General features: G+C 67.9%; 12 protein-coding genes. 5 read left to right on the top strand and 7 right to left on the bottom strand.

Annotated features, from left to right (window positions below; translation table 11 throughout):
* Positions 1-3417 (bottom strand): TM0106 family RecB-like putative nuclease, encoded by a 3417-nt coding sequence (locus AC5Y4T_RS16395; RefSeq protein WP_499921480.1) that lies wholly within the window; start codon positions 3415-3417, stop codon positions 1-3.
* Positions 3418-3468: 51 nt separating this feature from the next.
* Positions 3469-4023 (bottom strand): LppP/LprE family lipoprotein, encoded by a 555-nt coding sequence (locus tag AC5Y4T_RS16400; RefSeq protein WP_499954337.1) that lies wholly within the window; start codon positions 4021-4023, stop codon positions 3469-3471.
* Between the two features lie 315 nt (positions 4024-4338).
* Here AC5Y4T_RS16400 and AC5Y4T_RS16405 point away from each other — a divergent pair, with 315 nt between their 5' ends.
* Together AC5Y4T_RS16405 and AC5Y4T_RS16410 are read left to right on the top strand one after the other, a co-directional pair.
* Positions 4339-6042 (top strand): DEAD/DEAH box helicase, encoded by a 1704-nt coding sequence (locus tag AC5Y4T_RS16405; protein ID WP_499921478.1) that lies wholly within the window; start codon positions 4339-4341, stop codon positions 6040-6042.
* Positions 6039-7190 carry an acyltransferase family protein gene (locus AC5Y4T_RS16410; protein WP_499921477.1) on the top strand — a complete coding sequence of 384 codons (1152 nt, stop codon included), beginning with the start codon at positions 6039-6041 and terminating at the stop codon, positions 7188-7190. Before AC5Y4T_RS16405 ends, AC5Y4T_RS16410 begins: the two co-directional genes overlap by 4 nt.
* Before the next feature lie 199 nt (positions 7191-7389).
* Here AC5Y4T_RS16410 and AC5Y4T_RS16415 read toward each other — a convergent pair whose 3' ends face one another.
* The 4 genes from AC5Y4T_RS16415 to tap form a co-directional block, all read right to left on the bottom strand.
* Positions 7390-7971, bottom strand: coding sequence for a TetR/AcrR family transcriptional regulator (locus AC5Y4T_RS16415; protein ID WP_499950299.1), 582 nt, complete (start codon positions 7969-7971; stop codon positions 7390-7392).
* Entirely contained in the window at positions 7971-9212 is a 1242-nt protein-coding gene (locus AC5Y4T_RS16420; protein WP_499921473.1) for a cytochrome P450, read from the bottom strand. The genes AC5Y4T_RS16415 and AC5Y4T_RS16420 overlap by 1 nt, the downstream gene beginning before the upstream one ends.
* Before the next feature lie 112 nt (positions 9213-9324).
* Positions 9325-10692 (bottom strand): FAD-binding oxidoreductase, encoded by a 1368-nt coding sequence (locus AC5Y4T_RS16425; RefSeq protein ID WP_499921149.1) that lies wholly within the window; start codon positions 10690-10692, stop codon positions 9325-9327.
* Complete coding sequence (tap, locus tag AC5Y4T_RS16430; protein WP_499921150.1) at positions 10689-11954, bottom strand: multidrug efflux MFS transporter Tap; 1266 nt, start codon at positions 11952-11954, stop codon at positions 10689-10691. Before tap ends, AC5Y4T_RS16425 begins: the two co-directional genes overlap by 4 nt.
* A 62-nt stretch (positions 11955-12016) precedes the next feature.
* Between tap and AC5Y4T_RS16435 the strand changes: the two genes are divergently transcribed.
* The 3 genes from AC5Y4T_RS16435 to AC5Y4T_RS16445 are packed head-to-tail and all read left to right on the top strand — an operon-like array spanning position 12017 to position 15046.
* A complete protein-coding gene (locus AC5Y4T_RS16435) occupies positions 12017-12844 on the top strand; it encodes a uracil-DNA glycosylase (protein ID WP_499921152.1) in 828 nt (275 codons plus the stop codon).
* Positions 12841-13971, top strand: coding sequence for an FAD-binding protein (locus tag AC5Y4T_RS16440; protein WP_499921153.1), 1131 nt, complete (start codon positions 12841-12843; stop codon positions 13969-13971). The genes AC5Y4T_RS16435 and AC5Y4T_RS16440 overlap by 4 nt, the downstream gene beginning before the upstream one ends.
* Positions 13972-14014: 43 nt before the next feature.
* Entirely contained in the window at positions 14015-15046 is a 1032-nt protein-coding gene (locus AC5Y4T_RS16445; RefSeq protein WP_499921154.1) for an LLM class flavin-dependent oxidoreductase, read from the top strand.
* Between the two features lie 33 nt (positions 15047-15079).
* Here AC5Y4T_RS16445 and AC5Y4T_RS16450 read toward each other — a convergent pair whose 3' ends face one another.
* The gene (locus tag AC5Y4T_RS16450) at positions 15080-15514 is read right to left on the bottom strand and encodes an HIT family protein (RefSeq protein WP_499921386.1); all 435 of its coding nucleotides are present in this window, start codon (positions 15512-15514) and stop codon (positions 15080-15082) included.
* Positions 15515-15530: the final 16 nt, after the last annotated feature.

Here is a 15530-nt window from a genome sequence, read left to right on the forward strand (position 1 = left end):
TCACCGCAGAACGGGCTGCGTGAGAGCCAGAAAGGCGCCCAGGTCGATCAGGCCCTCGGGGGTGGCGGGCAGATATTCCGTCAGCGACGGGGAGCGCACGATCACGGCCGCGTACTGAGCCCGGCTTACCGCGACGTTGAGCCGATTCCTGTTGAGCAGGAACGAGACCCCGCGGGGCGCCACGTCCATTGACGACACCGTCATCGAGATGAAAACCACCGGTGCCTGCGCGCCCTGGAACTTGTCGACCGTCCCGACCCGCACTCCAACCAGACCTGCGGCGCTCAACCGGTGACGTAACAGCGCCACCTGGGCGTTGTAGGGCGCCAGCACCAGCACATCGGTGGCGGCCAAGGCCCGGATGCCGTGTTCATCGGTCCACGACGCGCCGAGCAGCTGGTCGATCTCGGCGACGATCGTGTCGGCCTCCTCGGGGCTCTCGGTCGAATTGCCTTGATGCTCAACCGGAAGCAGCTGCACACCGGGCTGATAGCCGTCGAGCCGGCGGGCGGCGGTGCAGTCGTGGGAATGCAGCCTGTTCTCGTAGGAGAGCGCCGAAACCGCGGCGCAGACCGCCGGATGCATGCGGTAGGAGAGGTCCAGAAAGTAGCCGCGTTCGTCGGGCAGCGTGCGCTGACCGTCGACCAGCCACTCCAGCGCGGAGGCGTCCACCGGCTCGGGATGAGTGCCCTGGCTGACTTGCGGCAACTGCTGCGGATCCCCGAGCAGCAGCAGGTTTGCGGCGGCCGGGGCCACGGCGATGGTGTTGGCCAAACAGAATTGGCCCGCTTCGTCGATCACCAGCAGATCCAGGCTCCCCGGCGGTATCCGATTGGCGTTGGCGAAATCCCATGCCGTTCCGCCGATCACACAACCGGGTGTGTCAGCGAGGAACGCGGCGTAGGCGCCGCCGTCGATCTCCCGCCAGCGCGGTGCCCGGTGGTCGTTGCGCTTCTTGGCGATCCGTTGCGGATCCAGACCGGCGTCGATGACACAGTCCAGCACGTTCTCTACGGTGGCGTGTGACTGTGCGACCACACCGATCCGCCAGCCGTGTTCGGTGACCAGATCCTGGATCACGCGCGCCGCGGTGTGCGTCTTGCCGGTGCCGGGCGGACCGTGCACCGCAAGGTATGACGAATCGAGATCCAGTAGCGCGGCGGTGATGTCGGCGACGGTGTCGTCGCTACGGGGGAGGGCGGTGCCGCCGCGCAGACGGGGCGCGGCACGCAGGAGCACGTCGACGACGGCGCTGCGGGGCAGTTGCGGCAATCCGGCGGCCACGCGGGTCGCGGTCGCCTCGATCGAATCCCGCAGGGCCGTCGTCGGGATGGGCGGGCCTGGGGTCAGTGCGAACGGCAGCTGGTGAAAAGTGTTGCCGTCGCTGCCAACTCGTTCGAGTACCACCACTTCGGCTGGGACCGCCGGATCGTCGGCCTCGACCACCGAGACCCGCCCGGCCGCCCGCCGGTCCGGGCTGTCGGTCATGCCGGGCGGAGCAGGCGGGTGGTAGAGCGCAAAGACCTCGCTCTTCAAGTCGCCGCGCGCCAGCTCACCGCGCAGCCGCAGCCGCCGCTGCGGTTTGCGCGCGCGTGGCGGCGTGTGCCAGTCGACGCTGACCGACACGTGCTCGGCGACGAAAACATCGGTGTTATCCGCCCACTCGTCGATCGGGAAGTTCAGCCGGTCGAAGTGCGCCCACCAGAAGGGTTTGTCCTCGCGCCGGTGGTAGCCGCGCGCCGCGGCCAGCAGGGCCACCGCCGTCTGCTCGGGCGTGCGGTCGTCGACGCCGGCGGCACCGGCGAACGCCGACAACGTCATCGCCAGTTGGTCGCGGTCATCGACGGTGTTGCCGTCCGTCACGGCCTGGGCGCCGATCGGCAGGACGCCGGATTCGTACGCGCGCAACATCAACCAATTCCGCAGTTTTTGTGTCGAGGAGCAGTCGTAGTGGTTGTAGTCCTCGATCTCTTTGAGCACCGATGCGGCCTCGTCGCTGCGGCCGTCCGCCTGGAGTTCGCAGTAGCGTGCGTAGGAGGTGATCGACCCGGTGGCCGTGGTCACGTCACCCACGCGCAGCTGAGCCCCCATGTAGAGCGGCTCCAGCGCCTTGAGGCTGAAGGACTCCGCACCGGTGCGAATGCTCCTGCGCACCAAGGGGTAAAGGTCGACCAGCGTACCGCTGCGCAGCAGTTCGTCGACTTCGTCCTCGCCAATCCCATAGCGTCCGGCGAGTCGCAACAACGCGGTCTTCTCGTAGGGCGCGTAGTGATAGATGTGCATGTTGGGGCGGCGCTTGCGGCGTTTGGCCACCAGCGCCAGGAAGTCGATCAGCGCCTTGCGTTCGTCGGCCCGGTTATGCGCCCACAACGGGCGAAACTTCCCCGCCGGCCCGGCTTCGAGCACACCGAACAGATATTCCAGGCCCCACTCGCGGCCATCGGCGGTCCACAGCGGGTCGCCTTCGAAGTCGAAGAACAGGTCCCCGGGGTCGGGCTCGGGCAGCAGGGTCAGCGGCTGCGGGTCGATGACCTCGACCTGCGGAACGCCGGTTTCACGTTGGCGGACTTGCAGTTTGGCCTGGACGGCGAGCTTGCTCAGCGCGCCGGCCGCCAGGCCGGGAACGGGTCCGCGAAGATCGGCCAAGTCGGCGACGGTGCTGATCCCGGCATCAAAGAGCTTGTCGCGCTGGCTCACTCGCATGCCGGCCACCAGCAGCACGTCGTCGGACGCCCGTAACTGCTCGAGGCACAGTGGGCACCGAAAGCAGGCGGCAACACCCTCGTCGTCCCAGCGGACCGTGGCGTCGCCCGCGTAGTGCTCATCGAGGAGGCGCTGCAGGCGGGCCCGCTGCAAGCGGTAGACGGGGATCAGGTCGTGAACCCGGTGCCGCACAGTGGTTCCATCGCCCAGCCGCAGCTCGGCCTCGGGCGCAACGGGGACGCCGGAGGCGGCCAACGCGTCGGCATAGGCGGCAAGCTGTAACAGCGCGGTCACCTTGGCCGAGCGGGCCAGCTTGGTGTCCACGACCCGGTACCACTCGCCGTCACGCACCAGGAAGTCGGCGAAGCCGACGAAGCGGCCGTCGAACATGGCGGCTTGATACACCACCGGCGCCCGGTCGGCGACGGCGCGCCGGGTAGCGTCGGCGGCCGCCGCCAGGCCGGCGGGGGTGTACGCGGGGCGGCCGATGATCGCGACGGCCTGTCCGAAGCGGTCGCGCAGCGAGGCCAGTTCCCGTCGCTCGTGCTCGCTGCCGAGGTCGGCCGTCCGCGTGAGCAGCTCGTCCTCGGCGGTGACGGGAGCGGCCCCGCGGCCTAGCTTCGCGTCGAAATCCCGCAGCAGCGCGAATTCGCAGCGGGCTGCGGCGGCCAGATCCGATGCGCTGTAGATGATGCTGTCGCCGGAGACCAACACGCGAGCCACAGTAGGCCAGCGCCCCGACAGGAGGGTGGCGCGTGCCCCGGATCAGCGCGCGGGCGTGTTGCCGATGAGGTCGACCGCGTTGCCGTTCCAGTGGAATTTCACGTCGGTGTTCAAGCCGTTGATCCCGCTGGGATAGGTCAGCGCCACCGTGTCGCCCGTTGTCTGCGCCGCGTCAACGCCGTTGAATCCGTAGGTGTCGGGCACGCCCTGTGGGATGAATTGGCCAAGATGGAACAGCACCGCCCGGGTGGTCGGACTCACCGCGTTGGTGTTGGCCTTGATGATGATCGCCGACAGCTGCGCGCATTGGTTGTAATTGCCGGCGAGCGGTTCAGGGTTCCAGGGCTGCTGGCTGCGCGGGTCGCGAGGCAGCTCGGAAACCACCTTGGCGATGGTGGGCGAGGCGAGGTTGACCGCGCAGGGATCGGCCGGCGGCGCGTTGCCTGGTGGCGCGGCCGCGGGGAGAGTGGCCGGAGCCGTGATCGACGCGACCTCCGACGGGGTCCTGGCCTGGGGCGTCTTGGCAGCGGTGGAGTCCCCCGAACCGCAGCCGGTCATGGTGAGGGCGATGAGAGCGACAGCGGCCGAGCCGGTCAGTGGCTCGGCACGACACGGTAGCGACCACACATCGACGCACCGTACCGTCAATGGGCCCGCGACTGTGGCAGGCAGGCCGGGTGTGCCGACGATCACCCGCAGCGCTCAACTCCGTTGAGCTCGCGATCACACTGGGCTTTCTGGTGGTGACCCGCAGCGCTCAACTCCGTTGAGCTCGCGATCACCACTGGGCTTTCTGGTGGTGACCCGCAGCGCTCAACTCCGTTGAGCTCGCGATCACCACTAGGCTTTCTGGTGGTGACCCGCAGCGCTCAACTCCGTTGAGCTCGCGATCACCACTAGACTCCTTGGACGATGACCCTCTCGGACAGCTCGACTGAAGCTGCCTCAACCACGTTTGCCGACCTGCAGATCGATCCCTCGGTCCTGCGGGCGATCGCTGACGTGGGCTACGAGTCGCCCACCGGCATTCAGGCGGCGACCATCCCGGCGCTGATGGCGGGCTCCGACGTCGTCGGGCTGGCCCAGACCGGAACCGGCAAGACCGCGGCGTTCGCGATCCCGATCCTGTCCAAGATCGACGTCACCAGCACCGCCACCCAGGCGCTGGTGCTCGCCCCCACCCGGGAACTGGCCCTGCAGGTGGCCGAGGCGTTCAGCCGGTACGGGGCCCACCTGCCCAAGATCAACGTGCTGCCCATTTACGGCGGATCCTCCTACACTGTGCAGCTGGCCGGGCTGCGCCGCGGCGCCCATGTGGTCGTCGGCACCCCGGGCCGGGTCATCGACCACCTCGAGCGCGGGACGCTGGACCTGTCCCACGTCGACTACCTGGTGCTCGACGAGGCCGACGAGATGCTCACCATGGGATTCGCCGAAGAAGTCGATCGCATACTGTCCGAAACCCCGGAATACAAACAGGTTGCGTTGTTCTCGGCGACCATGCCGCCCGCGATCCGCAAGATCACCACCAAGTACCTGCATGATCCGCTCGAGGTCAGCACCAAAGCGAAAACCGCTACGGCCGAGAACATTTCGCAGCGCTACATCCAGGTCGCCGGCCCACGCAAGATGGACGCGCTGACCCGGGTGCTGGAAGTCGAGCCGTTCGAGGCGATGATCATCTTCGTCAGGACCAAACAGGCCACCGAGGAAGTCGCCGAAAGGCTAAGGGCCAGGGGATTTTCCGCGGCCGCCATCAACGGAGACATCCCGCAAGGTCAGCGCGAGCGCACCGTCGCCGCATTGAAGGACGGCAGCATCGACATCCTGGTCGCCACCGACGTGGCCGCGCGCGGGCTCGATGTGGAGCGGATATCGCACGTGCTCAACTACGACATCCCGCACGACACCGAGTCATACGTGCACCGGATCGGGCGCACCGGTCGGGCCGGTCGTTCGGGAACGGCGCTGCTGTTCGTTTCCCCGCGCGAGCGCCACCTGCTGAAAGCGATCGAAAAGGCCACGCGTCAAGCGCTCACCGAGACCGCATTGCCCACCGTCGAGGACGTCAACGCCCAGCGGGTGGCCAAATTCGCCGATTCCATCACGACCGCGCTCGGTTCGCCCGGAATCGACCTGTTCCGCAAGTTGGTGCAGGACTACGAACGCGAGCACGACACGCCGATGGCCGACATCGCCGCCGCGCTGGCGGTGCAGTCGCGCGACGGCGAGGAATTCCTGATGTCGCCCGAACCGCCACCGGAACGGCGCGAGCGGCGCGCAGAACGGCGTGAGCGTCCCGAAAGACCAAGAAATGCCAAGCCTTTCGCCACCTATCGCATCGCGGTGGGCAAGCGGCACAAGATCGGCCCTGGCGCGATCGTCGGGGCCATCGCCAACGAGGGCGGGTTACATCGCAGCGATTTCGGCCACATCGCGATCGGACCGGATTTCTCACTGGTGGAGCTGCCGGCCAAGTTGGGCAAGTCGACGTTGAAAAGGCTTGAGCACACCCGGATTTCGGGGGTGTTGATCAACCTTCAGCCGGAGCGCTCGTCCACCAACAAGCCCCACGGCCGAGATGGTGGGAAGCCGCGCAGGAAACACGGCGGATGACGCTGTCGGAAGAGCAAGACGCCCAGGGCGGGCTCGAGCAGACCTCTCGCGTAGACCGGATCGCGTCCCTGACGGGCATCCGCGCGGTCGCGGCGCTCCTCGTCGTCGGCACCCACGCTGCATATACCACCGGCAAATACACGCACGGATATTGGGGCCTGGTCGGTTCCCGAATGGAGATCGGGGTGCCGATCTTCTTCGTGCTCTCCGGCTACCTGTTGTTCCGCCCGTGGGTGAAGTCGGCGGCGCGAGGCGGAGCGCCGCCGTCGCTGAGTCGCTATGCGTGGCACCGGGTTCGCCGAATCATGCCCGCCTACGTGATCACCGTCTTGTTCGCCTATGTGCTCTACCACTACCGGGATGCCGGGCCGAACCCGGGACACAGCTGGCTGGGGCTGGCGCGCAACCTGACGCTGACGCAGATCTACTGCAACGGCTACCTGGGCAAGTATCTGCACCAGGGCCTGACCCAGATGTGGAGCCTTGCGGTAGAGGGCTCGTACTACGTGGTGCTGCCGCTGCTGGCGTACCTGTTACTGGTGGTGATCTGCCGGCGACAATGGCAGCCGAAACTCGTCCTGGGCGCCCTGGCGGGAATGGCGTTGGTCAGCCCCGCCTGGCTGGTCCTGGTGCACACCGATCACTGGTTTCCCGACGGCGCACGGCTGTGGCTGCCCACCTACCTGGCGTGGTTCCTCGCCGGCATGATGCTGACCGTGCTGCAGGAGATGGGAGTGCGCGCCTACGGCGTCGTGGCCATACCGCTGGCGGTCGTCTGCTATTTCATCGTGTCAACGCCCATTGCCGGCGCGCCCACGACCTCCCCGGCGACGCTGAGCGAAGCGTTGTTCAAGACGTGTTTCTATGCCGTCATCGCCGCACTCGCGGTGGCACCACTGGCCCTTGGTGGCCCTGCCAGTGCTCAAGGCTGGTATTCGCGAATACTGGCCAGCCGCCCGATGGTGTGGCTGGGCGAGATCTCCTACGAGATTTTCCTGATCCACCTGATCACCATGGAATTCGCGATGGACTACATCGTGGGCGCCCGTGTTTACACCGGATCGATGCTGTACCTGTACGTCGCGACGCTGGTCGTGACGATCCCGCTGGCGTGGCTGTTGCACCGGTTCACCCGCGTCCGTGACTGAGGCGGCGCCGTCGGTCGGAGGCGGCGCCGGGCGCCGCCGCGCACCGTTCGTAACAGCGGCCCCGGGCGTCTCGCCGCGGGGTGGACAGGCGATTGCCCGCCTCACAGCGACAACCTCGTTAGCCGGTGTGACCAGCGGAAACGGGTTGTCGCTAGGAGGCGGGCAATTCCAATAGTGGTGTCGGGCGCCCGGAGCGGGCTTAATCGCGCGCGGCGACCGGCGTGACGATCGGGACGACGAACTCTTCGATCATCGCTCGCTCGTCGGCTTCGTCGTGGCCGGGGTGGGTCAGCAGCGAGACGATCACTCGCACCATCCAGCGACCGCGACGTTCGATGACCGCGGGATCGTCGGGTCCCAGCGAATGCAGGAACGCCACCGCCAATGCCGCGATGACTTCGGACTGTCCGGCCAGTTCGCCACCCACCGGCGGACGGGTGGTGGCGAACCAGGAAGCCAGCGCCGGGCTTTCGCGAACCATCCTCAGTGTGACGAGGATGCTCGCGACCAACCGTTCGCGCGGATCCCCGATGTCGCCGGTGCGCGCGATGATTTCGCGACCCAGCCGGTGGGTTTCCCGGTGCACATAGGCAGTGCGCAGCGCCTCGCGGTTGTCGAAATACCGATACAGCGTCGCACGGGAACACCCAGCGGCCCTGGCGATTTCATTCATGCCGACCGAATCCGAGTCGCGCTGGGTGTACAGCCGCTCGGCCGCGTCGAGTATCCGGTCGACGGCGGCTTCGTTGCGGTGCGGGGAAAGCCAGTCGCTCCCAGGCATCAGGACTTCATCCGAATCGGCACCGACAGCGGGCGCCGGACGTAGCTGCCGCCCGCCCAGATGATGCCGGATTCGTCCACCTCGAAGCTCGGGCAGCGGGTCAGGAGTTCGGTCAGCGCCACGCGGGACTGCATCCGAGCGGCGGCGGCGCCCAGGCAGTGGTGGGCGCCGTGGCTGAACGTCATGATGTTGCGTGGACAGCGGGTCACATCGAGTTCGCCTGCGTCCGAACCGTATTGGCGTTCGTCACGGTTGGCCGAACCGTACAGCAGCAACACCCGGCGGCCGGCCGGGATGGTCGTCGCACCGACGGTCACGTCACGGGTGACGGTGCGGGCCAGCCCCTGCACGGGTGAGGTCATCCGCAGCAACTCCTCGACCGCGTCCGGGATGCGGTCGAGGTCGTCCACCAGCAGCTGACGTTGGTCGGGTCGTTCGTGCAGCAGCGGCATCGAACCGCCGAGCATGCCGGTGACGGTGTCGTTGCCGCCGGTGACCATGGTGAACGTGAACGCCAGGATCGACAGGGTGCCGGCGATGTCACCGTCTGCCCCGACGCCGGCGGCCACCAGGTGCGAGATCGTGTCGTCCTCGGGATCGCTCCGGCGCCGTTCGATCAGCCCGGCGAAGTAGGCCATCATCGACCCGACCGCGTCGCCGACCGTCTCGAGCGCACCGGCGACGCCGCCATCGGCGGTGTTGGCCGCGACGATCGCCTGGGTCCAACCGTCGAATTGGGCCCAATCTTCCTCCGGCACACCGAGATAGTGCGCCACCACCATCGACGGCAGCGGCTTGAACAGCTCCGCGACGATGTCGCCGCCACCGGCCGAGCGCAACCCCTCTATGCGCTCGACGACGAACTCCCGCACTTTGGGCTCCACCGCCTCGACCTGCCGTGGCGTGAAGCCGCGCGAGACCAGCTTGCGGAATTGGGTGTGCACCGGAGGATCCTGCATCACGAACGGCGGATTATCCTGCAGCCCAATCATTTCCAGGTCGCCGTAGTTGACGGTCAATCCCTGTGCCGACGAATAGGTTTCGTGGTCCCGGGCCGCGGCCCACACGTCGGCGTGCCGGGACAGCACGTAGTAGTCATCGCCGGGATGGTTCGCCGGAACGACGTGGTGCACCGGATCGTGATCTCGCAGAGCGCGGTACATCGGCCACGGATTGGGCCACGTGTCGGCGGTGGCCAGCTGAAACTTGACCGGCGCTTCGTGAGACATAACAGCAGCCATGTCTCATTCGTACGACAATGGGCCCAAGATGTCAACCAGGCTTCTCTTGCATGCCACGCTGGCGTGACGCTCGGCGGCGGACGCCACGCTGGCGTGACGCTCGGTGAACGAATTAGATACCCGCGCCGGGATTGAGGATGCCCTGCGGATCCAGCGCCTCTTTGATCCGCCGGTTGAGGTCCATCACGTCGGGTCCCAGATAGCCGGCCAGCCACGGCCGCTTCAGCCGGCCGACGCCGTGTTCCCCGGTGATCGTGCCGCCCAGTCCGACGGCGAGATCCATGATCTCGCCGAACGCCAGGTGGGCGCGCTCGGTCATGTCGGCATCGGCGGGGTCGTAGACGATCAGCGGGTGGGTGTTGCCGTCGCCGGCGTGCGCGATCACCGAGATCATCAGGTCACGCTCCGCGGCGATGTGCGCGATCCCGGTCACCAGCTTGCCCAGCGCCGGAAGCGGCACCCCGACATCCTCGAGCAGCAACGACCCCTTGGCCTCGACGGCCGGGATGCAAAACCGCCGTGCGACGACGAACGCCTCGCCCTCGTCGGGATCGTCGGTTGAAAACACCTCCGTCGCAGCGTGTTCCGCGAAAACCTCGGCCATGATTTCGGCGTCCTCGCTGCCGGCGCGGCCGCGCTCGTCCGATCCGGCCACCAGCATGGCGGCCGCCCCGCGGTCCAGATCCATGCGCAGGGTGTCCTCGACGGCGTTGATCGCCACCGAGTCCATGAACTCCAGCATCGACGGACGAAGCCGCGCGGTGACGCCGAGCACCGCCTCGACCGCGTCCTCGACGGTCGCGAAGCTGGCCACCACAATGCTGGACGCGTTCTGCTTGGGCACCAGCCGCAGCGTCACCTCCGTGACGACGCCCAGCGTGCCCTCGCTGCCGACGAACAGTTTGGTCAACGACAACCCCGCGACATCCTTCAGACGCGGGCCGCCCAGCCGCACCGCGGTGCCGTCGGCCAGCACCACCTGCATGCCCAGCACGTAATCGGTGGTGACGCCGTACTTCACGCAGCACAGCCCGCCGGCGTTGGTGGCGATGTTGCCGCCGATGCTGCAGATTTCGAACGACGACGGGTCCGGCGGATACCACAGGCCGTGCTCGGCCGCGGCCTTCTTCACCTCAGCGTTGAACAGCCCGGGCTGGCATACCGCGGTCCGCGTGACCGGGTCGACGGCGATGTCGCGCATCTTCTCGGTGGACAGCACGATCCCGTCGTCCAGTGCGGTCGCCCCGCCCGACAGGCCGCTGCCGGCGCCGCGCGTCACCACGGGCACCCGGTGCGCGGCGGCCCAGCGCAGCACCTTCTGCACCTCTTCGGTGTGCCGCGGCCGCACCACGGCCAGCGGCTTGCCGGCCGCCGGGTCGAAGGCGCGGTCCTGCCGGTAGCCCTCGGTCACGGTCGGGTCGGTGACCACCATCCCGTCGGGCAGGTCGGCGATCAGGCTGGCCAGGGCGTCAGAGCTCACGGCCCGATACTAAGCCCGCCTGACGGGCCGGGGTCTTGCGCGAGCTCCGGCGCGCGGTCCAGTTCGTGCAGCGACGGCAGGCGGCAGGCGACGAGGCCGATCAGCAGGATCGGTACCGCCAGCACCAGGAACGTGACCTTGAGCCCCGCCGCGTCGGTCAGCGGACCGGCGACCACCAGGCCCAACGGGCCCGCCGCGTAGGTCAGCCCGGTCATCACCCCGACCACCCGGCCGCGCAGCCGATGCGGGGCCCGCGTCTGCATCATGTAGTTGTAGATCGGCTGGATCGGCCCGTAGACCACGCCGGTGACCGCGCACAGCACCAGGATCACCGGCAACGGCGGCAGGAACGCGATTCCGACGGTCGCCGCCCCGAAGGTGAGGGTCGCCGTCAGCACGGCCGTGCGCCGTCGCAGGTGTTTCGACAGCGCCGCATATCCGAGAGCCCCCGCCACGCCGCCGAACCCGATCGCCATCAGCGCCCATCCCAGTTGCGCCGGTTGGTGGTGGTCGGAGAAGTACTTCGGAAACAGCACGCTTTCCATCGGCAGGTAGAGCGCGGTGACGGCCAGGTCGATCAGGCCGAGCGTCCGGAGCACCCGCAGGTTCCAGACGAAGCGCAATCCTTCGGCGATGCCGGACATCCACCCGCCGGGCCGGGTCGCACGCTCGGGCTTTCCGCTGCCCTCGAGCCGCAGCGACCCGATCGTCAGGATGGACAACCCGAACAGCCCGGCCGTCATCCACATCGTGGTGATGCCGCCGACGGTGGCGATCATCAGGCCGCCGATGCCCGGGCCCACGATGAACCCCAGGTTGAGAATCGCCTCGTACATGCTGTTGGTTCGGGCCAGCGACCAGCCCGCGCGGGCGGCGGCCTCGGGCAGCATCGACTCGCGCGCCGTCGTCCCGGCCGGGTCGAACGCGGCCGCGAAGAAGGCGAGGACGGCCAGGACCGCCAGGTTCAGCGCGTCCGCGCCGAGTCCCCACGCGATCAGCGGCACCGCGGTCACCGCCGTCCCGGACAGCGCATCGGAGACCAGCGACACCCGGCGGCGGCCGAAGAAGTCGACCGCGGCGCCGGCGACGAGGGTGGACAGCACCAGCGGCAGCGTCATGGCCAGGGCCACGGCCGAGGCGTCGCGCGCGCTGTTGTGGTGCTGCAACGCCAGCCACGGAAACGCGACTATCGAGATGCCGCTGCCCGCCGTCGCCATCAACGTGGCGAACAGGATCAGGAATGCTGGGCCGCCGCTTTTCATTGGAAGATCGCCGCTGAATGTATGCCAAAGCGGTATTTGCGGCGACCGAATTTTTTCGACTCGTGCAGGATGTTCGTGTGCTCGCCCACCCACGTACCGGCCAGGCGTTCAGCTCTCCGGTCGGCGCCGGCACCGGATGGCCCAGCGATCCGGCAACACCGCAGACGCCCGTGGCGGCCGACGCCGCCGCGGTTGTCGACCTCGCCGAGCGCGCCGGCTCGATTCCCGAAATCGATGCGCTGGTCAGCGTCTGCCGGGCCTGCCCGCGCCTGGTCGGCTGGCGCGAGGATGTCGCGGTCGTCAAGCGCCGAGCGTTTGCCGATCAACCGTATTGGGGGCGGCCGGTACCGAGCTGGGGGTCGGCGCGGCCGCGGCTGCTGATCGTCGGATTGGCGCCCGCCGCGCACGGTGCGAACCGCACCGGACGGATGTTCACCGGCGACCGCTCGGGGGACCAGTTGTACGCGGCGCTGTACCGGGCCGGACTTGTGAACCAACCGACGAGTGTCGACGCCGCGGATGGGTTGCAGACCAAGAAGATTCGCATCGTCGCCCCGGTGCGGTGCGCGCCCCCCGCCAACGCCCCGACGCCGGAGGAGCGGGACACCTGCTGGCCGTGGCTGCAGGCCGAATGGCGGTTGGTGTCCGAGGATGTTCGCGTGGTCGTGGCCCTGGGCGGATTCGGCTGGCAGATCGCGCTGCGGCTGCCGGGCACCTCGACCGGGCGCAAGCCCCGGTTCGGCCACGGCGTCGTTGCCGACCTGGCGCCCGGTGTGCGGTTGCTCGGCTGCTACCACCCGAGCCAGCAAAACATGTTCACCGGTAGGTTGACACCAGCAATGCTCGACGACGTCTTCCGCGACGCAAAGGAACTGGCAGGGATCACGTGACCGAGGTTCTGGTATCCGGCGCCAGCGTGGCGGGTACGGCGGCGGCTTTTTGGCTTGGGCGGCATGGGTTTTCGGTGACCGTGGTCGAGCGGCATCGGGGGCCGAGGCCGGGCGGTCAGGCGATCGACGTGCGGGGGCCGGCGCTGACGGTGCTCGAGCGCATGGGGCTGTTGGGCGCGGCCCAGAAGCGCAGGACGCAAATCCGGGGCTCGTCCGTCGTGGACCGCGACGGCAACGAGCTGTCCCGGGACACCGAATCGACACCGACCGGTGGGCTTATCGATAGCCCCGACATCGAGCTGCTGCGCGACGATCTAGTCGAATTGCTTTACGGCGCAAGCCAATGGACGGCCGAATATGTTTTCGATGACACCATCACAGCCCTCGATGACGACGGCGAGGCGGTCCGCGTCACCTTCGAGCGCGCCGCGCCGCGCAGTTTCGACCTGGTCATCGGCGCCGACGGATTGCACTCCAATGTGCGGCGTCTGGTGTTCGGCCCCGAAGAGAATTTCATCGAGAGGCTGGGCACGCACGCGGCGATCTTCACCGTGCCCAACTTCTTGGACCTGGACTACTGGCAGATGTGGCACTACGGGGACTCCACCATGGCCGGCATCTACAGCGCCCGCAACAACGCCGAGGCGCGGGCCATGGTCGGCTTCATGGACACCGACCTGCGGATCGACTACCGCGACACCGAGACCCAATTCGCCGAGCTGGAGCGGCGGATGGCCGGCGACGGCTGGGTTCGCCCGCAACTGCTGGAGTACATGCGCGGCGCGCCCGATTTCTATTTCGACGAGATGGCGCAGATCAAGATGGATCGCTGGTCGCGGGGGAGGGTGGCGCTGGTAGGCGACGCCGGATACTGCTGTTCGCCGCTGTCGGGTCAGGGGACCAGCGTCGCGCTGTTGGGCGCCTACATCCTGGCCGGTGAGCTCAAGGCGGCCTCCCAAGACGGGACCGTCGACCACGAAGCCGGCTTTGCCAACTATCACCGCGAGTTCAACGACTACGTCAAGCGCAATCAGTGGCTGGTCGTGGACAACATTCCGGGCGGTGCGCCGATACCGCAAGAGGTATTCGACCGGATCGTCGCCTCGATCACGCTCAAGGAGTACTGAGCCGGGCGGGAACGTTTGCGGGCCCGCGCGCGTTGACGCGATCGTGCGTCTTTCCGTCCTCGATCTCATTCCGGTGCGCACCGACCAGACGACCGCTGCCGCGCTGGCGGCCACCGTGCAGCTCGCGCAGGCCGCGGATCGGCTGGGTTTCACCCGTTACTGGGTGGCCGAGCACCACAACATGCCGTCGGTGGGTGCCACCAGCCCGCCGGTGGTGCTCGCCTACCTGGCCGCGCAGACCTCGCAGCTGCGGCTGGGCTCGGGTGGTGTGATGCTGCCCAACCACGCGCCGCTGGCGGTGGCCGAGCAGTTCGCGCTCTTGGAGGCCGCCGCCCCGGGCCGGATCGACCTCGGCATCGGCCGGGCGCCCGGCTCGGATCCCGTGACCTCGTATGCGTTGCGCGGCGGCCGGGACGACCGCGACATCGAAAACTTCCCGGAGTATCTCGACGACGTGGCCGCGCTGATGGGCGCACGCGGCGTGCGGGTTCCGTTGCGCTCGGGTGATTACACGCTCAAGGCCACCCCGGCCGCGGCCGGCGAACCGCGCCTGTGGCTGCTGGGGTCGTCGATGTACTCGGCGCATCTGGCCGCCGCCAAGGGGTTGCCGTATGTGTTCGCACATCACTTCTCCGGCAACGGAACCGAGGAGGCGCTCGAGGTCTACCGTTCGCGATTCAAGCCGAGTGCGCTGACGGATCAGCCCCTGACCTTTTTGACGGTGAACGCCGCGGTGGCCGAAACCCGGGAGGAGGCAACGGCATTGATGTTGCCCAACCTGCAGATGATGGCCCGGATTCGGACCGGGCAACCGCTCGGGCCGGTGCCGCTGGTCGAGGAGGCTGCGGTTGCCGAATTGACCGGACAACAACAGCGGATCGTCGAAAGCGGCTTCCAGCGTGCCGTTTTGGGGGCGCCGGCCGAGGCCGCCGATCAGATCCGAGCGCTGGCCGACCGGTTCGGCGTCGACGAAGTCATGGTGAACCCGGTGGCCTCGGCCCGCCGCGGAACCGAACCCGACACCGCGCCGGGGCGGGTCGCGACGCTCGAGCTGCTGGCCAAAGAGCTGTTCTAGCCCTCGTCCGATCGCGCCGCCACAACGCCGGGCTCAATCCGACCGACTCGCATCGATACGGGCCAGTGCGGTGCGAAGAATCTGGCCGGTGGCCTCCCGGTCGGGGTCGCGGCGCAGCACCAATCCCTTGGCCACCGACAGCTTGTCGCCGTTGCGGCGGGGCAAAACGTGCAAGTGAATATGGAAGACGGACTGGAAAGCGGCGCTGCCGTCGTTGACGGCGATATTGGTAGCGTCGGCCAATTCGGTGGTGCGCGCGGCTCGGGCGATGCGTTGGCCCAAGGTGACCATCCCGGCCAGCGTTTCCGGCGCGGTGTCGGTGAGATCGACGCTGTGCCGTTTGGGCACGACCAACGTGTGGCCCCGGGTGAATGGGCGAACGTCGAGGATGGCCAGGTAGTCGTCGTCTTCGAAGATCCGGATGGCCGGGGCCTCGCCGGCGACGATCGCACAGAACACGCAGGACATGTCGCCCACGGTACTG

This window comes from Mycobacterium sp. NGS11, from assembly GCF_059813315.1.

Bases quoted from the DNA above. Each gene is read 5' to 3' on its own strand.
- AC5Y4T_RS16420 (WP_499921473.1), bottom strand. From the start codon at position 9,212: ATGGCTGCTGTTATGTCTCACGAAGCGCCGGTCAAGTTTCAGCTGGCC.
- tap (WP_499921150.1), bottom strand. From the start codon at position 11,954: ATGAAAAGCGGCGGCCCAGCATTCCTGATCCTGTTCGCCACGTTGATG.
- AC5Y4T_RS16410 (WP_499921477.1), top strand. From the start codon at position 6,039: ATGACGCTGTCGGAAGAGCAAGACGCCCAGGGCGGGCTCGAGCAGACC.
- AC5Y4T_RS16405 (WP_499921478.1), top strand. From the start codon at position 4,339: ATGACCCTCTCGGACAGCTCGACTGAAGCTGCCTCAACCACGTTTGCC.
- AC5Y4T_RS16415 (WP_499950299.1), bottom strand. From the start codon at position 7,971: ATGCCTGGGAGCGACTGGCTTTCCCCGCACCGCAACGAAGCCGCCGTC.
- AC5Y4T_RS16450 (WP_499921386.1), bottom strand. From the start codon at position 15,514: ATGTCCTGCGTGTTCTGTGCGATCGTCGCCGGCGAGGCCCCGGCCATC.